Origin of the sequence: Microbacterium testaceum (assembly GCF_020781835.1) — a bacterium.
Taxonomy (GTDB): domain Bacteria; phylum Actinomycetota; class Actinomycetes; order Actinomycetales; family Microbacteriaceae; genus Microbacterium; species Microbacterium testaceum_H.
Genome location: NZ_JAJGNJ010000002.1, coordinates 153,604 through 175,520 on the forward strand (window position 1 = coordinate 153,604; position 21,917 = coordinate 175,520).

The 21,917-nt window shown below is 72.0% G+C and carries 22 protein-coding genes; 12 read left to right on the plus strand and 10 right to left on the minus strand.

Annotated features, from left to right (window positions below; genetic code table 11):
* The first annotated feature begins 1 nt into the window (after position 1).
* On the plus strand, positions 2–1,210 hold the full coding sequence (locus tag LL239_RS03300; protein WP_228162024.1) for a lactonase family protein: 1,209 nt from the start codon (positions 2–4) through the stop codon (positions 1,208–1,210).
* 22 nt (positions 1,211–1,232) lie between these two features.
* Here the strand turns inward: LL239_RS03300 and LL239_RS03305 are convergent, their stop codons facing one another.
* Positions 1,233–2,357 carry an AI-2E family transporter gene (locus LL239_RS03305; protein WP_228162025.1) on the minus strand — a complete coding sequence of 375 codons (1,125 nt, stop codon included), beginning with the start codon at positions 2,355–2,357 and terminating at the stop codon, positions 1,233–1,235.
* 66 nt (positions 2,358–2,423) lie between these two features.
* On the opposite strand from LL239_RS03305, the gene LL239_RS03310 reads away from it, so the two are divergent.
* The 4 genes from LL239_RS03310 to LL239_RS03325 all read left to right on the plus strand — a co-directional run bounded on the left by LL239_RS03310 (position 2,424) and on the right by LL239_RS03325 (position 6,370).
* Complete coding sequence (locus LL239_RS03310) at positions 2,424–2,729, plus strand: chorismate mutase (RefSeq protein ID WP_228162026.1); 306 nt, start codon at positions 2,424–2,426, stop codon at positions 2,727–2,729.
* Between the two features lie 402 nt (positions 2,730–3,131).
* Complete coding sequence (locus tag LL239_RS03315) at positions 3,132–4,448, plus strand: quaternary amine ABC transporter ATP-binding protein (protein WP_228162027.1); 1,317 nt, start codon at positions 3,132–3,134, stop codon at positions 4,446–4,448.
* Complete coding sequence (locus tag LL239_RS03320) at positions 4,448–5,407, plus strand: ABC transporter permease (protein WP_228162028.1); 960 nt, start codon at positions 4,448–4,450, stop codon at positions 5,405–5,407. Before LL239_RS03315 ends, LL239_RS03320 begins: the two co-directional genes overlap by 1 nt.
* A gap of 57 nt (positions 5,408–5,464) precedes the next feature.
* Complete coding sequence (locus tag LL239_RS03325; protein ID WP_228162029.1) at positions 5,465–6,370, plus strand: glycine betaine ABC transporter substrate-binding protein; 906 nt, start codon at positions 5,465–5,467, stop codon at positions 6,368–6,370.
* 36 nt (positions 6,371–6,406) lie between these two features.
* On the opposite strand, the gene LL239_RS03330 is transcribed toward LL239_RS03325, so the two are convergent.
* The gene (locus LL239_RS03330) at positions 6,407–7,153 is read right to left on the minus strand and encodes a YqjF family protein (RefSeq protein WP_228162030.1); all 747 of its coding nucleotides are present in this window, start codon (positions 7,151–7,153) and stop codon (positions 6,407–6,409) included.
* A gap of 47 nt (positions 7,154–7,200) precedes the next feature.
* Between LL239_RS03330 and LL239_RS03335 the strand changes: the two genes are divergently transcribed.
* Entirely contained in the window at positions 7,201–7,461 is a 261-nt protein-coding gene (locus tag LL239_RS03335) for a DUF3253 domain-containing protein (RefSeq protein WP_228162031.1), read from the plus strand.
* 9 nt (positions 7,462–7,470) lie between these two features.
* On the opposite strand, the gene LL239_RS03340 is transcribed toward LL239_RS03335, so the two are convergent.
* The 6 genes from LL239_RS03340 to fdhD form a co-directional block, all read right to left on the minus strand.
* Entirely contained in the window at positions 7,471–8,199 is a 729-nt protein-coding gene (locus tag LL239_RS03340) for a hypothetical protein (RefSeq protein WP_228162032.1), read from the minus strand.
* Between the two features lie 9 nt (positions 8,200–8,208).
* The gene (locus LL239_RS03345) at positions 8,209–9,126 is read right to left on the minus strand and encodes a hypothetical protein (RefSeq protein WP_228162033.1); all 918 of its coding nucleotides are present in this window, start codon (positions 9,124–9,126) and stop codon (positions 8,209–8,211) included.
* 213 nt (positions 9,127–9,339) lie between these two features.
* On the minus strand, positions 9,340–9,477 hold the full coding sequence (locus LL239_RS03350; RefSeq protein WP_228162034.1) for a hypothetical protein: 138 nt from the start codon (positions 9,475–9,477) through the stop codon (positions 9,340–9,342).
* Between the two features lie 41 nt (positions 9,478–9,518).
* A complete protein-coding gene (gene purL, locus LL239_RS03355) occupies positions 9,519–11,801 on the minus strand; it encodes a phosphoribosylformylglycinamidine synthase subunit PurL (RefSeq protein ID WP_228162321.1) in 2,283 nt (760 codons plus the stop codon).
* A gap of 383 nt (positions 11,802–12,184) precedes the next feature.
* Complete coding sequence (locus tag LL239_RS03360; protein ID WP_228162035.1) at positions 12,185–14,512, minus strand: FdhF/YdeP family oxidoreductase; 2,328 nt, start codon at positions 14,510–14,512, stop codon at positions 12,185–12,187.
* A 60-nt stretch (positions 14,513–14,572) separates the two neighbouring features.
* Positions 14,573–15,451: a formate dehydrogenase accessory sulfurtransferase FdhD gene (fdhD, locus tag LL239_RS03365; RefSeq protein WP_228162036.1), complete on the minus strand. Its 879-nt coding sequence runs from the start codon at positions 15,449–15,451 to the stop codon at positions 14,573–14,575.
* 119 nt (positions 15,452–15,570) lie between these two features.
* Between fdhD and LL239_RS03370 the strand changes: the two genes are divergently transcribed.
* The 3 genes from LL239_RS03370 (at position 15,571) to LL239_RS03380 (ending at position 17,599) form a co-directional block, all read left to right on the plus strand.
* Positions 15,571–16,173, plus strand: coding sequence for a hypothetical protein (locus tag LL239_RS03370; protein ID WP_228162037.1), 603 nt, complete (start codon positions 15,571–15,573; stop codon positions 16,171–16,173).
* 71 nt (positions 16,174–16,244) lie between these two features.
* Positions 16,245–16,979 (plus strand): YcnI family copper-binding membrane protein, encoded by a 735-nt coding sequence (locus tag LL239_RS03375; RefSeq protein WP_228162038.1) that lies wholly within the window; start codon positions 16,245–16,247, stop codon positions 16,977–16,979.
* A 2-nt stretch (positions 16,980–16,981) separates the two neighbouring features.
* On the plus strand, positions 16,982–17,599 hold the full coding sequence (locus LL239_RS03380; protein WP_228162039.1) for a copper resistance CopC family protein: 618 nt from the start codon (positions 16,982–16,984) through the stop codon (positions 17,597–17,599).
* 385 nt (positions 17,600–17,984) lie between these two features.
* On the opposite strand, the gene LL239_RS03385 is transcribed toward LL239_RS03380, so the two are convergent.
* On the minus strand, positions 17,985–18,431 hold the full coding sequence (locus LL239_RS03385) for a DUF1990 domain-containing protein (RefSeq protein ID WP_228162040.1): 447 nt from the start codon (positions 18,429–18,431) through the stop codon (positions 17,985–17,987).
* A 90-nt stretch (positions 18,432–18,521) separates the two neighbouring features.
* Between LL239_RS03385 and LL239_RS03390 the strand changes: the two genes are divergently transcribed.
* From LL239_RS03390 to LL239_RS03400, 3 genes are read left to right on the plus strand one after another with little or no spacing between them, the layout of a single operon-like run.
* Positions 18,522–19,736, plus strand: coding sequence for a molybdopterin molybdotransferase MoeA (locus LL239_RS03390; RefSeq protein WP_228162041.1), 1,215 nt, complete (start codon positions 18,522–18,524; stop codon positions 19,734–19,736).
* Positions 19,733–20,317, plus strand: a complete 585-nt coding sequence (gene mobA, locus LL239_RS03395) for a molybdenum cofactor guanylyltransferase (protein ID WP_228162042.1) — start codon at positions 19,733–19,735, stop codon at positions 20,315–20,317. Before LL239_RS03390 ends, mobA begins: the two co-directional genes overlap by 4 nt.
* Positions 20,314–20,583 (plus strand): DUF6457 domain-containing protein, encoded by a 270-nt coding sequence (locus tag LL239_RS03400; RefSeq protein ID WP_228162043.1) that lies wholly within the window; start codon positions 20,314–20,316, stop codon positions 20,581–20,583. The genes mobA and LL239_RS03400 overlap by 4 nt, the downstream gene beginning before the upstream one ends.
* Positions 20,584–20,717: 134 nt before the next feature.
* Here LL239_RS03400 and LL239_RS03405 read toward each other — a convergent pair whose 3' ends face one another.
* Entirely contained in the window at positions 20,718–21,899 is a 1,182-nt protein-coding gene (locus tag LL239_RS03405; protein ID WP_228162044.1) for a citrate synthase, read from the minus strand.
* Positions 21,900–21,917: the final 18 nt, after the last annotated feature.

The window sequence follows — 21,917 nt, forward strand, 5'->3', positions numbered from 1 at the left end:
CGTGCGGTTCTGGGTCGGCGCGTACGCCCCCGACGCGGGATCGGCCGAAGGGATCGGCATCCTGCAGGCCGGTGACGCCGATTCGGTGTGGGCCTCGGGCCCGCTCGGCATGGTCGGCACCGCGGTCGCCGCCCCCGGGTCCCCGTCGTGGGTCGCGACGTACCCGCAACTCGACGTCGTCTACGCGGCCCTGGAGTCCGAGGGCACGGTGCAGGCGTATCGCCGCACCGGCGAGACCAGCCTCGCCCCGCTGGGAGCTCCGGTGCCGGCCGGTGCCGCCGTGTGCCACGTCGTCGTCGCCCCCGACGGGTCGTTCCTCGTGGCGAGCTGCTGGGGTGACGGTCGCGTCGTCCGGATCTCCCTGGATGCCGCGGGCCGACCGTCCGCGCCCGTGATCGCCGCCGCGGCGAGCGATCCGTACGGCGCCGGGCCCGAGGGTGCGGTCCGGACCGGGGCCGCCGTCTCCGGTGCCGCCGTGCCCGACCTCGCCGCCGCAGCGCGTGCGCTGCGCGAGGCGGCGGGCGAGGAGTTCGGACACCTCGTCCCCGAGTACGACGCCGTCCCCGACACCGACACCGACACCGATGCCGAGTCGGCGGAGGAGGCGGCCGGTGCCCGGGTCTCCCGGGCGCACGAGACGATCGTGCTACCGCGCGGACTGCTCGCCACGACCGACATGGGCCTCGACCTCGTGCGCTTCTGGCGTTCGACCGGCGCGGGTCTGCGGCTCGTGCAAGAGGTCGCGCTACCGAAGGGGAGCGGACCGCGGCACGGGGTGTGGCATCCGTCCGGCCACCTCTACGTCGTGACCGAGCTCAGCCGTGAGGTGTTCGTGCTCGCCCCGGATGCCGAGGGCCGCTGGCGTGTCGTGTCCGGCGAGCAGATCCTCGGCACGCTCGAGGGCGACACCGCGGCCGAGCTCAGCGCGAGCCGCGACGGGACGACGCTCTATGCCGGTGTCCGCGGCAGCGACACGATCGGTGTGCTGTCCGTCCGCGGCGCCGGCGAGGCGCTGCAGTTCACCGCGCTCGCCGAGGCCGGGACGCACTGGCCGCGCCATCACGTCGTGGTCAACGACACGCTCCTCGTGGCCGGTCAGCTCGCCGACGAGATCGTGTCGCTGCCCCTCGACGCCCGCACCGGGGTCCCCGGCCGCGTGCGCCACCGCACGGCGTCCCCCTCGCCGACGCGCCTGCTCCCGATGCGCTGAGGGGACGCTCGCCGGGACCGGCTCACTTCTTGGCGTCCTGCCGCGGGATGATGATCTGCTTCACGATCAGCAGCAGCGATGCCGTCACGGGGATCGCGACGAGCGCGCCGAGCAGACCCAGGAGCGTGCCGCCGACGAGCGCCCCGATGACCACGAGCGAGCCGGGGACCGAGATGGTGCGGCTCATCACGCGCGGGGTCAGCAAGTATGCCTCGATCTGCATGTACACGAGGTACACGACCGCGAAGATCAATCCGGCGGTCGGGTCCACGATGAGGGTGAACACGGTGGCCGTCGCCCAGAACAGGACGGAACCGACGAGGGGGATGAGCGTGATCCCGAACGCGAGAGCGGCGAGCAGGGCTGCGAAGGGCTGTCCGACGATCGTGAGGAGGATGAACGCGAACACCGCGTTGATCAACGCGAGCACCACCATGCCCGACAGGTAGCCGCCGACCGAGTCGGTGATCTGACCGGTCATCTGCGACACCGTCTCGCGGTTGCGTGCGGGGCTGAGGCGCACGAGCGAGTTCTTCATCGACGGCAGGGATGCCAAGAAGTACAGGCTCAGGACGAGGACGATGATCGCGCCCGAGATGCCGGTGGCGATGGTGACGCCGACCTGCAGCAGTCCGCCGCCGATCGCCGTGAGGTTCGCCGGGTTGGTGAAGAAGGTCTGCACCTCGTTGATGATGTCGCCGACGCTGTCGCCGAGATTCGCCTCGATCCAGAGCACGAAGTCGCTGGCGCGCAGGTCGGAGACGAAGGACGGGACGTCTTGGATGAACTGCTCGACCTGACGGACCACGGGCGGGATCAGCAGCCAGAGGGCGCCGACGAGCACGATCGCCAGCCCACCGAAGACGATGACGATCGCCCAGGCGCGTGACAGCCCGCGCCGGACGAGCATGCGCACCAGGGGATCGAGCGCGAGGGCGACGAACAGCGCGATCGCGATGTAGATCAGCACCGTGGACAGGCTCGACAGCGCCATGCCCAGCAGGATCGCGGTCAACCCCCCGAGCGTGAGGAAGAAGCCCGCGGCGTAGGGCCGCGCGAAGGCCCACCACATCGGACGGTCGCGCGAGGTGACCTCTCCCGCGGTGGCACCGACGGCGGAGGGATCGGGACGCGTGGATCGGCTCATGGTCACACTGTAGGGCGCGCCGTCGCGCGGGGCGGGTGCGCGATAGGGTCGGGTCTCGGAGGACCCATGACCGACGCCGACCCCACGACGATCCTGCAGGGCCTGCGCGGCAGCATCGACAACATCGACGCCGCGCTCATCTTCCTGCTCGCCGAGCGATTCCGCTGCACCAAGCAGGTCGGCGTGCTCAAGGCGCAGCACGGGATGCCGGCATCCGACCCTGCGCGGGAAGAGCAGCAGATCGCACGATTGAAGCGTCTCGCCGCCGAGGCCGACCTCGACCCGGCGTTCGCCGAGAAGTGGTTCAATTTCGTGGTGGCCGAGGTCATCCGGCATCATCGCTCGGCGGCGGGGAACCTCGCGGAGGGCTGACCGGGGCACCGACGTCACGGCGATCCCCGCGCCGATGCACGGTGGAACGTCCCTCGTGACACGCCCGGGCTGCTTCGCGGGCGGTGCGCGCACTCCTGCAGCACTGCGGGCCGCAACGCGCACGCGCGTGCCACGCCCGGCCGCGCAACGCAAGTCGACGGCCGGTTTGCCAGGTGATCCATCAGCGTGAAACGGTAGATGAGGCCCGAATGCGGGCCGCCCACCCGACCAGTCCGCGGTCGCCGGTGCCGACTCGGGGGAGTCGCGCCGCGAGCGTACGGTCGGCGGCCAGGACCCGGATCCGACATCCGGTGTCGGAGCGCTCGCACCCCCGAGCAGCGCCGGACGGCTGCCACCCGGGCGTGACCGATGCGGCCACCCGAGGCCGCCCAGGTGCACACAGTGACCCACCCGCATGCCATCGCGGCGAAGAACCTCTTCAAGGTCTTCGGCCGCGCCCCTCAGACCGCCGTGGAAAAGCTCCGCGGCGGCGCACAGCGCGACGAGCTCGGTGACGCCGGGACCGCGGCCGTCATCGACGCCAGCTTCGATGTCGCACCCGGTGAGATCTTCGTCATCATGGGGCTCTCCGGCTCCGGCAAGTCCACGATCATCCGCATGCTCAACGGCCTGCACGACGTCACGGCCGGCAGCGTCGAGGTGCAGGGCGACGCCCTCACCGGCGTGAGCCCCGCGCGGTTGCGGGCGCTCCGCCGCGAACGCATCGCGATGGTGTTCCAGCACTTCGCCCTCCTGCCCCACCGCACGGTCGCAGCGAACGTGGCCTACCCGCTCGAGATCCGCGGCGTCGGCAAGGACGAGCGCCTCGCCAAGGCGAACGAGATCCTCGCGCTCGTGGGCCTCGAGGGCTGGGGCGACAAGCTCCCCTCGGCCCTCTCCGGCGGAATGCAGCAGCGCGTGGGCATCGCCCGCGCCCTGGCCGCCGACACCGACATCCTGCTCATGGACGAGGCCTTCAGCGCCCTCGATCCGCTCATCCGTCGCGAGATGCAGGAGCAACTCCTGGAGCTGCAACGGACGCTGAAGAAGACCATCGTCTTCATCACCCACGACCTGAACGAGGCGATGTTCCTCGGCGACCGCATCGCGGTCATGCGCGACGGCCGGATCGTCCAGATCGGAACGCCCGAGGACATCCTCACCGACCCCGCGAACGACTACGTCGAGCAGTTCGTGCAGGACGTCGACCGTGCCCGCGTCCTCACCGCGGCGAACGTCATGGAGCGGCCTCGCCCCCGGGTGGATGCCGCGGCGGGTCCGCGCACCGCCCTGCGCCAGATGCGCGACGCCTACATGTCGGCCGTCTACGTCACCGATCGCGACCGTCGGCCGCTCGGGATCGTCACGGATCGCGACGCCGTGAAGCTCGTCCGTGCGGGAGAGAGTTCGCTGCTGAGCAGGCTCAAGCCCATCCCGAACAGCGTGCGCGAGGACGAGGTGCTCATGAACCTGTTCGTCCCCGCCGTGGAGTCGCCGCTGCCCCTGGCGGTCCTGGATGCCGAGGGACGCCTGACGGGCGTCATCCCGCGCGTCACGCTCCTGGCCGCGCTCGGTCCCGGCCCCACGGCCACCGAGGAGATCACCGTCCTGCCCCAGCCCGTCTCGTCGGCCGAGATCGACGCGGTGCTCGCCGGCGCCGCGGCCCCGGGGGCCGAGGCGCCCGAAGGCGTGGCATCCGGAATCGAGGGGGTGCGCTGATGGATGGTCTCCGCATTCCGGTCGGCCAGTGGGTCGACGCGGGCGTGGATTGGCTCCGCGACAACCTCTCGGGGCTGTTCGATGCCATCGCCGTGGTCGTCCGCTTCCTCGTCGGCGGGCTCAGCGATGTGCTGCTGTCCGCCCCGATCGTCGTCGTGATCGTCGTCGCGGCGCTTCTGGCGTGGCTGCTGCGCTCCTGGAAGCTCGCGATCGGCACCGTCATCGGGTTCACCCTGATCCTCGCGATGGGGCAGTGGGTGACCGCGATGCAGACGCTCGCGCTCGTGCTGGTCGCGACCGTCGTGGCCGTGGCCATCTCGGTGCCGCTGGGCATCTGGTCGGCCCGCAACGCGACGGTGCGCGCGATCCTGAAGCCGGTCCTCGACTTCATGCAGACCATGCCCGCGTTCGTCTACCTGATCCCGGCGATCACGTTCTTCAGCATCGGTGTGGTGCCTGGCGTCGTCTCGACCGTGATCTTCGCGCTCCCGCCCGGGGTGCGCCTGACCGAGCTCGGCATCCGCGGCGTCGACTCCGAGACCGTCGAGGCCGGACACGCCTTCGGGGCGACGCCCGGTCAGATCCTCCGTGGCATCCAGCTGCCGCTGGCGATGCCCACGATCATGGCGGGCATCAACCAGGTCATCATGCTCGCGCTGTCGATGGCGGTCGTGGCCGGCATTGTGGGCGCGGACGGGCTGGGCAAGGAGGTCGTTCAGTCGATCTCCACCGTGAACCTCCCCAAGGGCGTCGAGGCGGGGCTCAGCGTCGTCATCCTCGCGGTCTACCTCGACCGACTGACCGCGGCGCTGGGCAGCCCCGCCGCGCACGGCTCCTCACTGCGCGGACTGATCGGCCGACGTCGGGCGGCTCGCGCGACGACGTCGTCCACCCCGAACCCGGATGCCGGCGCCGAGGCGTCCACCCAGGGGCGCGTTCCCGCGGGCGCGGGCGTCTGAGGCAGCGGCATCCGGAACACCCATACGTAACGCACGAGAGATACGAGAAGAGATCACATGAACAAGCGACACCTCACCAGCACCCTCGCCCTCGGCGCCGTCAGCGCCCTGGCGCTCGCCGGCTGCGCCAGCGGCAACCAGGCGGAGGGCGGCGCCGGCGACGGCGGCGACAAGGGCACGATCACCCTCGGCTTCCTGCCGTCGTGGACCGACGGTCTCAGCACCGCCTACCTCCTCGAGGACCAGCTCGAGAAGCTCGGCTACTCCGTCGAGATGCAGACCCTGACCGAGGCGGGCCCGCTGTACACGGGCCTGGCCCAGGGCGACATCGACATCTACCCCTCGGCCTGGCCCGAACTGACGCACGCGGACTACATGGAGGAGTACGGCGACCGCATCGAGGACCTCGGCTCCTACTACGACAACGCCAAGCTCACGATCGCGGTGCCCAGCTACGTCGACATCGACTCGATCGAGGAGCTGCAGGCCAACGCCGACCGTTTCAACGGCCGCATCTACGGCATCGAGCCGGGCGCCGGTCTGACGACGCAGACCCAGGAGAGCATGCTCCCCGGCTACGGTCTCGACGGCGCCTACGAGCTCGTCACCTCCTCGACCGCGGCCATGCTCACCGAGCTCGACAACGCCATCGCCGCGCAGGAGGCCATCGTCGTGACGCTGTGGCGCCCGTTCTGGGCCAACGACGCGTACGACGTGAAGGACCTCGAAGACCCCCAGGGGCTGATGGGCGACCCCGAGGCGCTGCACTTCCTCGGGACGTCCGGCTTCGCCGAGCAGTACCCGGATGCCGCCGAGCTCATCGCCGGCATCCAGCTGAACGACGAGCAGTACGGCGCCCTCGAGGACCTCGTCGTCAACGAGTACGGCGAGGGGCGCGAGGCCGAGGCGATCGACGCCTGGCTCGAGCAGTACCCCGACGCGTTCTCGACGCAGCGCGACTGACCGCCGCGCCGTGCCGCCCCCTCCGCCCGACCACCGTCAGGCGGAGGGGGCTTTCGCGATCGCCCGGGCGCCGCTGAAGCGGGTGCGGAAACCCGGATGGCCGGAGGGCATCGCCAGCACCGAGTCCGGCGCGCGTCCGGCCAGCTGCGCGAAGCCCGCATCGGCGACCAGCTCGTCGTCGAGGGTCTCGAGTTCGGCGTCGACGAGCGGCCAGGGCTCGTGGGTGTTGGCGGCCCAGATCGTGCGGCCGAGATGACGCTCGTGGAACCCCCAGCGGGCGGTGAGGAACCGGGACAGCGGGGTGTCGACCGGTTCGGAGCCGAGGCGTGCACGCAGGCGGGTCCCCGGATGCCGTCCGCAGTGGCGTCGTGACCGGAACTCGATGAACGGTCCCTCGGTGCGGACGCCGGCGCGTGCCCACCGATACGGCAGCCCGAACAGCGCGCGTGCCGCGAGCACGGGGGCGAGGTGCTCGGCCTCCAGCGTGCGGAACACGACGCCGCGTCGCCCGGCGTCGTCGACGGCGTACGTGCGCACGTTGATCTCGGTGAAGGTGCCGACCAGCGGCACGCGGGGCAGCGGCAGGAACCGGAAGTCGCTCAGCACGAACGGCACCAGCCCGACCCACGCCGATCCGTCGTGGACGTCGGGGCGTGTCCCGGGTGGAAGCAGCGGGGCGACGGCGCCGGGGTCGATGCGCCAGTGCACGAACACGGCGCGGTTCCAGCGCTGCTCGATGACGGCGCGGCTGGGCAGGGCGGGGGCGTGGCGTTCGAGGGTCACGGCAGGATTCTGGCCCCCGGAGCCGTGTGCGGAGGGAGACTGGACACATGCCCTCCTCTTCTGCTGCAGACCCGCGGCTCGTGGCATCCATCCGTTCCCTGCTCGCGCAGCGGGCCGAGGGCGCCACGATCTGCCCCAGCGAAGCGGCGCGCGAAATCGGCGGAGACAGGTGGCGCACGCTGATGCAACCGGCGCGCGACGCCGCGCGGCACCTCGTCGATGAGGGGGAGGTCGAGGTCACCCAGCGCGGCGGGGTCGTCGACGTGACGACGGCCCGCGGCCCGGTGCGGATCCGCCGCGCGCGCTGAGCGGGCCCGTCAGACGGCCGGCTCGGGCGGTGTCCCGGATGCCGGGCGGGGCAGCTCGCGAGCGACCTTCTTCTCGAGGTTCTCGACGGCTTCGTCGCTGAGCCAGATCAGGCCGTCCAGCTCCTGCCGTACGCGGCGATAGGCGACCTGCCTTTCGTTCGGCGTCGCGGCCTGGTCCACGGCGACGCCCAGCAGTTGCTGCGCGGTCTCGAGGCGTTTGCGTTCCTCGGGCGTGAACGCGGCGGCCTTGACGCGCCGGGCATCCCGTTCGGCGAGCTCGAACGCCACCTCGTAGTCGGTCACCGCGTCGCGGTACTGCGTGAGGCGTTCGAGCGTCGGTGTCTCGCCCCGGGTGGGGCGCAGGTTGTCGGCGACCTTCTTCGCGCGCAGGAACGCCGCCGTGAGGGGCTGCCGTCCGTCGCTCATGGCCGGGTACGAGATGAGCTTGGACACGTCGAGCTCGTACTCGAGCCAGCGGTGGGTGACGTCGTCGTGCCGCGCCTCGACGCGCGCGAGCTCGTCCGCCGTGGGGTCGGCGGCAGCGGCCGCGATCGGAGCGGGAGCGGATGCCGGCGCTCCGCCGCTCTGCGCGCGGAGAAGCTCGAGCTGCTCACGGTGACGACGACGGGCCGACAGTTCGCGCTGCTTGTTGACCGTGCCGATGGCCCCCATGGTCATGCCGAAGAGGGGGAAGACGAGCCACCAGTAGTGTCCGGCGAACTGGAGCAATTCGTTCACGCCGCCACGCTACGCGTCCGGGTCGTTCTTCCGCGTCCGCTTCGCGTGACGCTCGTTCCAGGACTTGGATGCCGCACGTCCCATGTTCTCCACCGACCACGCCAGCGCGCGCTGCGCCTGCTCGGCCCAGTCGGACGCCACGCGCCCCCACGCATCGGTCGGGTCGGCCTCGGGACGATCGTCCCGCCCACGACGGGCCGCGCGCTCGGCCCGGTCGAACGCGTGGTCGAGCGCTCGGACGGCGTCGCGATACGCCAGGAAGTCGGCCGGTTCGAGTCGTACCGACGTGGAGGCGGGGCGCAGCCATTGCGCGCGTTCCTGCGCGCGCAGGAACTCCGCCAGCAGCGGCGAGCGCGGATCGCTCATCGCGGGGAAGTCGATCGCCAGCGCCGGATCGGTCTCGTACGCCATCCAACGCACCAGGATGGCGTCGTGCTCGGCGAACAGGCGTGCGACCGGAAGAGGGGCGCTGCCGGCGCGGATCGCGGGCAGCATCGCCTTCGCCGCGCGCACGGCCGCGCGCCGGGCGCGGATCTCGGCCGACGCCGTACGCAGCTCGCGCTGGGCGGCGGTGAGTCGGGCCCTGGCCGACGCGACCACATCGGACGAGACACGGGATGCCGCTCGCTCGGCCTGGGCGCGCATCACTTCGGCATCGGCGATCTTCACCTCGGCGCGCCCGCGGGTCACCGCGTGGCGCGCCGTCTGCAGGTCGAGGAGGGCGGCGTCGAGTTCGAGGCGTCGGGCCGCCGACTTACTCAGCGGGCGGTTCGCCCACGTCCGCGCGGCACGGTCGGTGGTCGACGCGCCCGCGGGGAGAGCGCGGCGTCGTGTGCTGCGCACGCCGATCCAGCCGACGGTGCCGGCACCGGCCGCCGCGGGGCCGATCCACCACCAGTCGACGAGCAACGCCAGCAGCGGTTCCACGACTTCATGCTACGTCGCGGGGCTGGCATCCCGCGGGGAGTTTCGCGCACGGTGTCCACAGCGTTGTGCTCCCGCGCCGTGTGGTCCGGCGCGGTGTGCTCCCGTGCCGTGTGGTCCGGTGCGGTGTGTTTCCGTGCGGTCTGGTCTGGTGCGGTGTGCTCCCGTGCGGGCGCCCGGCGGCGACGAAGACGCCGCCTCAGCCGAACGGCGGCGTCAGCCGAACAGCAGCGTCAGCACCGTCGCGCCGCCGCCCGTGAGGATCAGCGCCGCGATCACCACCCAGGCGGTGATCTTGACGCGGCGCTGACGGCGCGCATCGAAGCCCGCCATGTCGTCGTCGTGCTCGGTCATGGCGCGACTCCTCTCGTGTGGCGGGGCGGAGGGCCCGCGGGTCAGGCGACGGGCTCGGTGACGGTCGGACCGAAGACGCCCGGGAGGGTCTCGGTCGACAGGCGACGCAGCTCCGACACGGGAACGGTGAACACGTCCTGGATCTCCAGCTTCGCCTCGGCGCCCGGCTCGACGTCGGTCACCCCGATGCGGAGCACGGGGTAGCCGCGTCCGTCGCACAGGCCGCGGAACTTCACGTCCTCTTCGCGCGGCACACTCACGAGCACGCGGCCGGTGGACTCGCTGAACAGGGCGGCGGTGGCATCCACGCCGTCGCGCTCCATGAGCTCGGTGAGCCAGACGCGTGCCCCGACGCCGAAGCGCATCACGCCCTCGGCGAGGGCCTGCGCCAGACCGCCCGACGACAGGTCGTGGGCGCTGGACACGAGCGACTGCGAACCGGCCGCCTGAAGGAGCTCGGCGAGCTTGCGCTCCTGCGCGAGGTCGACCTTGGGCGGACGTCCACCGAGGTGGTCATGGATGGTGCCGGCCCACTGCGATCCGTCGAGCTCGTCGGCCGTGACGCCCAGGAGGTACAGGTTTTCGCCGGCATCCTGCCATCCGCTCGGGATGCGCGCGGCGACGTCGTCGATGATGCCCATGACACCCACCACGGGTGTCGGGTGGATCGGCTGGTCGCCGGTCTGGTTGTAGAACGACACGTTGCCGCCGGTGACCGGGATGCCGAGCTCGAGGCATCCGTCCGAGAGTCCCTCGACGGCCTGGCTGAACTGCCACATGACCTCGGGGTTCTCGGGGCTGCCGAAGTTCAGGCAGTCGGTGACCGCGGTCGGCACGGCGCCGGTGACGGCGACGTTGCGGTACGCCTCGGCGAGGGCGAGCTTCGCGCCGGTGTACGGGTCGAGCTGGCAGTAGCGGCCGTTGCAGTCGGTGGCGATCGCGAAGCCGAGGCCCGTTTCCTCGTCGACGCGGATCATGCCGGCGTCGTCGGGGAAGCTGAGCGCCGTGTTGCCGAGCACGTAGTAGTCGTACTGGTTCGTGATCCACGACGTGTCGGCGAGGTTGGGGCTCGCGACGAGCGTCGTGAACTGCGCGCGGAGGGTCTCGGCATCCGTCGCCCGGGGGAGCTTCGCGGCGGAGTCGGCCTGCAGCGCGTCGATCCAGGTCGGGTACGCGACGGGGCGCTCGTACACGGGGCCGTCGACGGCCACGGTCGAGGGGTCGACGTCGACGATGCGCTCGCCGTACCAGTCGATGACGAGGCGGCCGTCGCCGGTGACCTCGCCGAGCACGCTTGTCTCGACGTCCCACTTGCCGACGACCGCGAGGAACGCGTCGAGCTTTTCGGGCGCGACGATCGCCATCATGCGCTCCTGGCTCTCGCTCATGAGGATCTCCTCGGGCGTGAGCGACGGGTCGCGCAGCAGGACCTTCGACAGCTCGACCTTCATGCCGCTGTTGCCGTTGGCGGCGAGCTCGCTCGTGGCGCACGAGATGCCCGCGGCCCCGAGGTCTTGGATGGCCTCGACGAGGTCGTCGCGGTACAGCTCGAGGCAGCACTCGATGAGCACCTTCTCGGCGAACGGGTCGCCCACCTGCACCGCCGGGCGCTTAGTGGGTCCGCCGTCGGCGAAGGTGTCGGATGCCAGGATGCTCGCGCCGCCGATGCCGTCACCGCCCGTGCGGGCACCGAACAGCACGACCTTGTTGCCGGCGCCGGACGCGTTGGCGAGCTTGAGGTCTTCGTGGCGGAGGACACCGACCGCGAGGGCGTTCACGAGGGGGTTGCCCTGGTAGACCGCGTCGAACACCGTCTCGCCGCCGATGTTCGGCAGGCCCAGGCAGTTGCCGTAGAACGAGATGCCGCTGGTGACGCCGTGGACGACGCGCGGGGTGTCGGGGTGGTCGATGGCGCCGAAGCGCAGCTGGTCCATGACCGCGACCGGGCGCGCGCCCATCGAGATGATGTCGCGCACGATGCCGCCGACACCCGTGGCCGCACCCTGGAAGGGCTCGATGTAGCTGGGGTGGTTGTGCGACTCGACCTTGAACGTGACCGCCCAGCCGTCGCCCACGTCGACGACGCCGGCGTTCTGCCCCATGCCGACCATGAGGCGCTTCTTCATCTCGTCGCTGACCTTCTGGCCGAACTGACGGAGATAGATCTTGCTCGACTTGTACGAGCAGTGCTCGCTCCACATGACCGAGTACATCGCCAGCTCACCGCTGGTCGGGCGGCGGCCGAGGATCTCGCGGATCTTGGCGTACTCGTCATCCTTCAGGCCGAGGGCGCCGTAGGGCTGGTCCTTCTCGGGCGTCGCGATCGCGTTCTCGACGGTGTCGGCGAGGGATGTGCGGTTCGCGGGGACTCCCGCGCCCGAAGAGGCGTCGGCGGGGGCGGCGGATTCGGGTGAGGTGGTCACGCGGCTGAGCTCCAAGAATCGCGGGGGCCGGAACGGGATCAGTCTAGTTGGGCGGGTGATCCCGGGTCGCCGCGGGGGTGCCTGGGGGTGTCGGCTGTGCCGTCCGGCGGAGTGTGTGGGTGACACGCCGGTTTCGGATGCCGCGGCGCGGGGTGTCGGCGACGAAGTCCGCGCGACGGCACGGGGCGACGCGGCGCGACAGCGCGACAGCACGTCGGCGAGACAGTACGTCGGCGAGACAACACGGGGCGCGGCGGAGTGGCGGCCGTCCGCGTGCCGGCGGCTCAGGCCGCGGCGGTCTTCGCCACCCGCACGCGCAGGCTCTTCATCAGCGGCTGGTCGCTCTGCCGGCTGTAGTCGTCGGGGCCGAGGAGCACGTTCATCTCGGGGAAGTACCCGGCCGCGCTGCCGCGCGGGGTGTCGTATTCCAGCGCGCGGAACGCCGTCACGCTGCGCTCCGACCCGTCGCGCGAGGTCGCCACGATGTCGACGAGGTCGCCCTCGGCGATGCCGCGCTCCTTCATGTCTTTCCGGTTCATGAAGATGAGCTCGCGGATGTTGCGGACCCCGCGGTAGCGGTCGTCGGCCGAGTAGATCGTGGTGTTCCACTGGTCGTGCGAGCGCATGGTCTGCAGCACCAGCACGTCGGAATCGGCGGGGATGACGTCCGGGAGCTCGGCGGTCGAGAACTCCGCCTTGCCCGACGGCGTGCGGAAGTCGCGCTCGCGCGCGGGCTGCGGGATGCGGAAGCCCCAGTGCTGCCGCACGAGCTGGTTGAAGCCCTCGAAGCCCGGCAGCACCTTCGCCATGGTGTCGCGGATGCGGTCGTAGTCGCCGACGTACCACTCCCACGGCGTCTGCGAGTCGGGCATCGCCGCGCGGGCCATGCGCGCGATGATCGCCGGCTCGCTGAGCAGGTGGGGTGACGCGGGTTTGCGCGACCCAAGCGAGAGCATCACCGAGCTCATGGCATCCTCGGTCGAGATCGACTGCGGACCCGACTCCTGCTCGTCGCGCTCGGTACGGCCGAGGCAGGGGAGGATGAGCGCCGCCTTGCCGTGCGTGAGGTGGCTGCGGTTGAGCTTCGTGCTCACGTGCACCGTCAGCTCGCATCGGCTCATGCCCTCGGCCGTGAGCTTCGTGTCGGGGGCGGCCCGCACGAAGTTGCCGCCCATACCCACGAACACCTTCAGGTCGCCGCGGTGGAGGGCCGCGACGGTGTGGACGGTGTCGAGCCCGGGATCGCGGGGCGAGCGGATGCCGCACACCTCGTCGAGCTTCGCGAGCCACTCCTCCGTCGGCTTGTGATTGATGCCGCACGTGCGGTTGCCCTGGACGTTGCTGTGGCCGCGCACGGGCGACGGGCCCGTGCCGAGCCGACCGACGTTGCCGCGAAGGAGCAGCAGGTTGACGATCTCGCGGACCGTGTCGACGCCGTGCTCGTGCTGGCTGACGCCGAGGCACCAGCTGATGACCGTGCGCTCCGACGCGAGGTAGATGGCGGCAGCGGCGCGGATCTCTGTCTCGCTGAGGCCCGCCTGCGTGACGAGGTCGTCCCAGGCGGTGGCCTCGACGAGGGCGCGGTACGCCTCGAAATCGTGCGTGTAGCCCTCGAGGAACGCGCGGTCCAGCACCGTAGGGTCGGCCTCGGCCGCCTCGAACACGACCTTGGACATGCCGCGGATGAGCGCCAGATCGCCGCCCGGACGCACCTGGAGGTTCAGCGTGCTCGTCGGGTGGTCGTGGAAGGTCGCCATGTCGACGATCTCGTGCGGCACGATCGTGCGGGTCGCCGCGACCTCGCGCAGCGGGTTCACGTGGACGACCTGCGCTCCCCGCTCGACCGCCTCGGCGAGGCTCGTGAGCATGCGCGGGGCGTTCGAGGCCGCGTTGACACCCAGGACGAACAGCGCGTCGCAGTTCTGCCAGTCCTCGAGGTCGGCCGTGCCCTTGCCGGTGGCGAGGGATGCCGTGAGCCCGCGTCCCGAACCTTCGTGGCACATGTTCGAGCAGTCGGGGAGGTTGTTCGTGCCGAGCTCGCGCGCGAACAGCTGGTAGAGGAACGAGGCCTCGTTGCTGAGGCGTCCCGAGGTGTAGAACGCCGCCTGGTCGGGGCTGTCGAGCCCCTGAAGGTGCTCGGCGATGAGGCGGAACGCGTCGTTCCACGAGATCGGCACGTAGTGATCGGTCGCGGCGTCGTACGCCATCGGACCGACGAGTCGTCCGGCATCCTCGAGGGCGAAGTCGGTCCAGCCGGCGAGCTCGGAGACGGAGTGCTCGGCGAAGAAGTCCTTGCCCACGCGCTTGTGCGTCATCTCCCACGTGACGTGCTTGATGCCGTTCTCGCAGATGTCGAGCGCGACGCCCTTGTCGTCGGGCCACGCGCAGCCGGGACAGTCGAAGCCGCTCTTCGGGTGGTTCATCGTGAACATCGCCTTGGTGCCGGCGACCGGCTGCCGCTGCTCCAGCAGCACCTTCCCGACCGTGAGGGCCGCACCCCATCCGGCGGCCGGATGCGCGTACTCCCCGGTGCTCGACCAGTCGCCCGTGACAGCGGGCCCGAGGCCCCCCTGACGCGGTGCGTCCTTCATCAGCCCGAACGCGTCACCCATGTGCACCCCTCCGATGGTTCGGCGCCGAGACGGTGGCATCCACACACCGTGCGCCCTCGGTCAGCGTACGCCCGAGGTCTCGGCGAGCGCGGGGGTTGTGGACGGAATGAGGATGCGATCCGGACGTGTGTAGAGGTTCATGCTGCCGCCGCGGACGAACCCGGCGACCGTCAGCCCGGCGCGTTCGGCCAGCTCGATCGCGAGCGACGACGGCGCCGACACGGCGGACAGGACCGGGACGCCGGCCATCACGGCCTTCTGCACGAGCTCGAAGCTCACGCGACCCGAGACCTGCAGCACGGTTCCGCGCAGGGGCAGCCGGTCGTGCAGCAGCGCCCAACCGACGACCTTGTCGACGGCGTTGTGGCGACCGACGTCCTCGCGCACGACGAGCATCTCGCCCGACGCGACGTCGAAGAGCGCGGCACCGTGAAGCCCGCCGGTCTTGTCGAACATCTTCTGCTCCGCGCGGAGCCGGTCCGGGAAACCCGCGAGGTCGACGGCCTCGACCCGGATGCCGTCCGCCGACACGTCGTACGACGACACCTTCTCCACGGCCTCGATGGAGGCCGTGCCGCACACGCCGCAGGAACTGGTCGTGTAGAAGTTGCGTGCGATGTCGGGGGAGGGGGGTGTCACGTCGGGGGAGAGCGTGAGGTCGAGGACGTTGTAGGTGTTGCCGTCGGCGCCGCCCGTCCCCGGTCCGCCGCAGTGGATCGCGCGGGCGAACTGATCGCCGCGGTGGATCACGCCCTCCGACACCAGGAATCCCGCCGCGAGCTCCACATCGTGTCCGGGTGTGCGCATCGTCACGGCCAGCGGCGAGCCGGCCACGCGGATCTCGAGCGGCTCCTCGACGGCCACGGCATCCGGTCGCTGGCGGTACACCCCGTCGAGAGTGAGGCGGGTGACGCGGCGCGAAGCGGTGAGGCGGCCCACGTCAGGACCGATCGCTCGAGCTGGACATGGGTCGAGCGTACGCCCGGGCGGCGCGGCGAGGCCGGTGTCGGCACCGTGTGGTGGAATGGCTCGGAACGGATGCCGTGCGGAGGAGGACCATGTCGGCGAGGGCGGGGCGCGCGCGCCGCGCGGGACGCGGGGTCTCCGCGGCCGTGCTCGCGACGTTCGTCGCGACGCTGTCGCACTCCGTCGCCGCCGGTGACCTGCCCGCGATGCTGAACGTCGTGCTCGCGCTGAGCCTCGCGTCGCCGCTGTGCATCGCGCTCGTGGGTCGCACCGCCTCGTGGTGGCGTCTGACCGCCGCGATCGCGACCAGCCAGATGTTGTTCCACTCGCTGCTGGCGCTGGATCTCAGCGGGTCCCGCGGCACGGCGACCGCCGCGTCGCACCACGGCGGCACGGTCGCGCTCGCCGAGGTCGCGGCATCCGGGCACGCCCACGCGCTCACCGGCACCGAGTCGCCCTGGATGTGGGCCGCGCACGCGTTCGCCGCGGCGATCACCGTGCTGGCGCTCGGTTCGGGAGAGCGTGCGCTGCGTGCCGTCGCGGGGCTGTTGTCGGACACGTTCCGCGCTCTGGTCCCGGTCTCGGCGCCGCGTCCTCTCGCGGTACCGCGGGTGCGTCCGGAGACGCCGCTGCTGACGGCGTGCATGACCGTGCTGTCGGGGATGAGGCATCGGGGTCCGCCGCTTCCGGCGTAGTCCCTCCTCTCTCTCATCCTCCGCGCTTCGGCGTGCGATCACGCCTGCGCATTTCGCAGAAAGCAGCATTCATGTCCCGTACCCTTTCGCGCGCCCTCGTGGGCGCCGCCGCCGGCCTCGCCCTCGTGCTGGGCGTTCCCCTCGCGGCATCCGCACATGTCACCGTCAACCCGAACACCGCCACCCCGGGCAGCTATGCCACGGTGAACTTCCGGGTGCCCACCGAGTCGGAGACGGCTTCGACCGTGAAGCTCGAGGTGACGCTCCCGACCGACACTCCGCTGACGGCCGTGCTCGTGCAGCCCGTGCCCGGATGGACGGCGACCGTCGAGAAGGGCGCTCTCCCGACGCCCGTCGAGGTCGACGGCAACACCATCAGCGACGCACCGTTGAAGATCGTCTGGCAGGCCGACCCCGGCGTGGGCATCGGTCAGGACCAGTTCCAGATCTTCTCGGCCGTGCTCGGGCCGGTGCCCGACACGGGCCACGTCGTCCTTCCCGCCGTGCAGACGTACTCCGACGGCGAGGTCGTGAACTGGGCCGCGACTCCCGACGAGGTCGCCGCCGACGACACGCTCGAGCCCGCCCCCGTGCTGTACATCAACGACGCACCCCCGGCCTCGGGCCACGACGCCTCGCACGACGCCACGGCGACGGCCGACGATGACCACGCCACGTCGGAGACGCCTGCCGCGGACGGTTCCGCCGGCGTCGCTCTGGGGCTGAGCATCGCGGCGCTCGTCCTCGGCGCAGGCGGCGCCGTACTCGGCGCGCTGGCGTTCGCCCGTCGTCCGAAGAAGGCCTGACCGTGCGCGCGCTCACGGCGTCCCCGCGCCGTCCCCGCTTTCGCGGCGCGATGGCCGGGGTCGTCGTCGCGGCCGCCGTGGGCGCCGCGTTCGGCGGGGCGCCCGCCGCGTCGGCGCACGACAGTCTCGTCTCGGCGACACCTTCGTCGGAGGAGACCGTGTCGACGGCATCCGAGGTGGTCCTGACCTTCAGCGCCAACCTCCTCGGGACCGACGGCGGCAACGAGGTGATCGTGGTCGGGCCCGACTCCCGGCACTACGAGACCGACTGCACCGCGCTGGCCGGTCCGACCCTCACCACCCCGGTGCGGCTCGGACCCGCGGGCGACTACCAGGTCACCTGGCGTGCGGTGTCGTCCGACGGGCACCCGGTGTCGGGCACGTACGCGTTCGCCTACGCCCCCGCGGCGGGGGAGTCCGTGGCGGAGGGAGCCGCGACCTCGCCGTGCGCGTCGGTCGCGGCTCAGCAGGAGTCGGCTCCGGATGCCACGGCCCCCGCGGCTGCGCCCTCGGGTCTGGTCATCGGACTTTCGGTCGGTGGCCTCGCCGTCATCGTGGTGGGTGTCGTCGTGGTGCTGCTCGTGCGTCCGCGCCGGAAGGACGAGCCGGACGACGAGTGACACCGGTGGGGAGGGGCCCTTCGGCTCCTCCCCACCTGCTTCCGATTGGGGTGTCGGGTGCGCACAGCTCCTGCGGATGGGTGCGCGACCGGCGGCTTGCTGCGACCGGTGTCGGTTGTGCAGGAGTTGTGCGCGGTGTGCGGGTCGGGGTGTCCGGTGCGCACAGCTCTGCGGGTGTGTGCATGGCGGGTGGCTTGCTGCGACCAGTGCGGGTTGTGCCGGAGTTGTGCGCGGTGTGCGGGTCGGGGCGTCCGCTGCGCACAGCTCCTGCAGATCCGTGCGCGAGCGGCGGCTGGCTTCGACCGGTGCCGGTTGTGCAGGAGTTGTGCGCGGCCCGTGGGCCGTCAGCGGGTCGGGGAGTCCAGCGTCCCGAGGTAGCGGTGGGTCATGCGGCGCTGGACAGCCGATTCACGGGCCACGCGAGACGCGTGAACCACCGACCCGGACGCGAGAACGCCGTGATCGTGAACGTCAGCTCTCCCGTCGGTGCCAGGGTCAGCTCGAACCGCTCCTCACCGCTCTCCGGGTGTCCCGGCAGCGAACCGTACGCGAAGCCCGCATGCTCGTCGTCCCGCTCGGCCCAGACGACCAGACACGGGATGCGGAATGGTCCGAGCCGCATGTCGATGCGCGTTCCGATGCGCAGGGGCGTCTCGGACATCCGGACGGTGGCGCCGGCGCGACGCTGCACGGCACCGCGCAGGAGCGCATCCGCCGCCTGCTCGAACGCGACGCGACCCCGGCCGATCACGCGTTCCGCGCGCACGTGGTGATATCCCGGCGGCAGAACCCCCGCCGTCGCGCCGATCTCCGGGTAGGTCAGGTCGCTCATGCCGCACACGGTACTCGCGGGCGGTCGGTGCGGGAGAGGCTTGCACGGGCGGGACCCGACCGGATGCCGCGACCCGCCTACGCTGAGGGAATGCCTGTGATCGCGGTCTCCACGCATCTGGCCGCGATCCTCTCGGCCGTCGAACCCCTCGCCGCGGAACAGCGGCCTCTGGAGCGTGCGCGGGGTCGGGTGCTGCGGCATCCGGTGCACGCGGTCGTGGACGTCCCCGGCTTCGACAACTCGGCCATGGACGGCTTCGCCGTGCGGTTCGACGACGTCTCCGCCGTGCCCGCGAGGCTGCGCGTCGTCGCCGACCTCCCGGCGGGGACGTCGGAAGATCCCGCGCTGCGCCCCGGGGAGGCCGCGCGCATCATGACCGGCGCACCGGTGCCGACGGATGCCACGGCCGTCGTGCCGTTCGAAGACACGCGGGACGGTCTCACCGGGTCGCTGTCCGAGACCACGGTCCTCGCAGCCCCGCGCGGGAGCGGCACCCACATCCGACGTCGCGGGTCGGACACACCCGCGGGTGCCATGGTCGTCGCCGCGGGGGTGCGGCTGACCGCCGCGCGGATCGCCGCGATCGCGGCATCCGGAACCGCGGCCGTCGAGGTCGCGCGGGCGCCGAGGGTCGCCGTGATCTCCACCGGGTCGGAGCTCGTCGCTCCCGGGATGCCGCCGGCCCACGGGCAGATCCCGGAGTCGAACAGCTTCCTGCTCGCGGGTCTCGCCGAGGAGGCGGGGGCCGAGGTCGTGCTGCGGACGAGCGTGGGCGACGAGGGCGACGGACCCCGCGCGATGATCGCCGAGGCGGAGCGGCTCGGGGCGGACGTCGTGGTCTTCTCGGGCGGCGTGAGCGCGGGCGCGTACGAGGTCGTGAAGAACAGCCTCGGCGACCTGCTCTCGTTCGTGCAGGTCGCGATGCAACCCGCGCGACCGCAGGGATTCGGGCGGACCCCGGCGGGCACGCTCGTGTTCGGGCTGCCCGGCAATCCGGTCAGTGCGGCGGTGTCGTTCGAGGTGTTCGTGCGACCCGCGCTGCGGGCGCTGGAGGGCGATCCCGGCGACGATCGCGCCGTCGTCCGCGTCCCGCTCGCCGACGGATGGCGGGTGCGCGTCGACCGTGTGCAGTACGTTCCCGTGCGGCTCGACCGGACCGACCCCGCCGCCTGGCGTGCCGTCCCGCCCGCGCCCGGAACCCGCGGCTCCACCCGCGGCCTCGGCGACGCGGACGGTTACGCCCTGATCCCGCCGGGCGGGCAGGACCTCGAGCCCGGCGACGTCGTCGAGGTGAGGCTCGCGTGAGCCTCGACGCGATCCTGCTGGCCGGGGGCCGCGGCGCGCGCGTCGGCGGGGCGGCGAAGCCGTTGTTCCGCCTCGACGGCACGACGCTGCTCGCCCGCGCCGTCGCCGCCGCCCGGGGTGCGGGTGCGGCGCGGATCGTCGTCGCGGCCCCGGTCCTCGAACCCGGGCTCGACGTGACCTGGGTGCGCGAGGACCCCCCATTCGGCGGCCCCGTCGCGGGCGCGCTCGCCGGGCTCGCCGCGGTCACGGCCGAGGAGGTGCTGCTGCTCGCGTGCGACCTCGTCGACCCGGCATCCGCGCTCGCCGCGCTGCCGTCGATCCCCGACGACGCCGACGGCGTGTGCCTCGCCGAGGGCGGCCGACCCCAATGGCTCACGGGCCGATACCGGACCGCGGCACTGCGCGAGGCGGCATCCCGGATCGAGAACGGAGGACGGGATGCCGCGATGCGGACGCTCCTCGGAACCTCGCGGATCGCGTTCGTCGACGGCCCCGCGGCGCTGTCGCGCGACATCGACACGTGGGACGATCTGACCGCGGCCGGGGGATCGGCCGCGCTCGAGCCCGAGGAGGAGCCGTGACCGAATCCCGCACCCTGCCCCCCGAGGCGCTGAACGACTGGAGCGCGGCCCTGGCCGAGCGGTTCGGTCTCACCGAGGGCGACATCCCGATCGCGCTGATCCTCGACCTCGCCCGCGACGTCGCGAACGGTGTCGCGCGCCCGGCGGCTCCCCTCAGTGCGTTCGTCGCGGGCCTGGCCGCGGGCCGGGCCGGGGGCACGCCCGCCGACACCGAGGCGGCCGTCGCCGCGGTGGTCGAGCTGGCGCGAGGGTGGAACGCGGACTGACCGCCTCGCCGTCGGGCGGAGGTCTTCGGCGACACGCCGCGGTCCGGCGGTCGGTGCCGGCGTATCGGGCAGGAACCCCGCAGGACGGCGCGGCCCGCCCGCGCACGGCCCGGCACGGCGCGGCCGACCGCCGCCTACGGCCCGACGTACTCGCCGCGCGGACGCAGCCGCATCGCAGGCTCGGCGTACTCGGCGGCTATGTGGGCGATCCACCCGGCCGTGCGCCCGACGACGAAGACGGTGGCGGCGGCGTCCTCGGGAAGGCGCGCCCCCGAGGCCAGGGCCGCCAGCGCCAGATCGACGTTGGGCGCGAGGCGGGCGCGGTCGGCGACGACCTCTTGGAGCCGGCGCACGGCATCCATCGTCCCCTCGCCGTCGGGCAGAGCCGCGAGAAGCGGGAAGAGGGCGTCCGCCCGATCGTCGACGCCGCTGTACAGCGGATGGCCGAATCCCGGGATGCCGTTGCCGTCCTGTAACGCCTCCGCCAGCGCCCGCTCCGGCTCCATGCCCCGGCGCACGCGGGTGAGCAGGCGCGCGGTGCGGGTGGCTGCGGAGATGTGCAGCGGGGAGTCGGCCGCGCCGAGCGCGGCGCTGACCGCGGCATACCCGTCCGCGCGAGCAGACGCCGCCGCCCGCGCCGCGAAGGTCGACACCGCGAGATCGTGGTCGATGAGCAGCACGAGAGCGGCGTTGACGGCCGCGACGACGGGCTCGGACGGCGCTGCCGTCCATGCGCTGGTGAGCGAGCGGGCGAGGTCGTGGTGCGGGTCGCCGCCGAGCGCAGCGGGGATGCCGGTCAGCAGGGCCCAGCCGATGCGGTGCGCCGTCGCGGGCGTCGCGTCCCGGCGGAGGGGGTCGTCGGCGGCGAAGCCGGTCACCGCGGCGCGCAGCCGGTCCATGGCGCCGGCGTGCAGGGGGAGCGCCTGCACCATCGCGCGGGCGGAACCGATCGCGGTGTCCGGGGCGTCGGCGCGCTCGCTGCCCCACAGCCATGCCACCACCTCGGCGAACGGCTCATCGATCAGGTCGCGCGCGCGGCGGCCGCGGTACAGCAACTCGTCGTCCTCGATGTCGGCGATGTCGGTCTGGATCACGCCGAGCGGCATCCCGGTGGTGGGGTGGGCGGGCGGGTGGGCGGCGGTGCGGCGGCGGCCGGTGGCGAACGCCTCGACCTCGAGGGCGTCGAACGTCGATCCGTGCGCGTCGCGCTCGCGCGCGAGCATGCCGCGCGAGACGTAGGCGTACAGCGTCGCGGGCTTCACGCCGAGGCGCGCGGCGGCCTGGGCGGCCGTGAGACGGGGGAGCGACGCGGGCACATTGATCCGATCAACGTT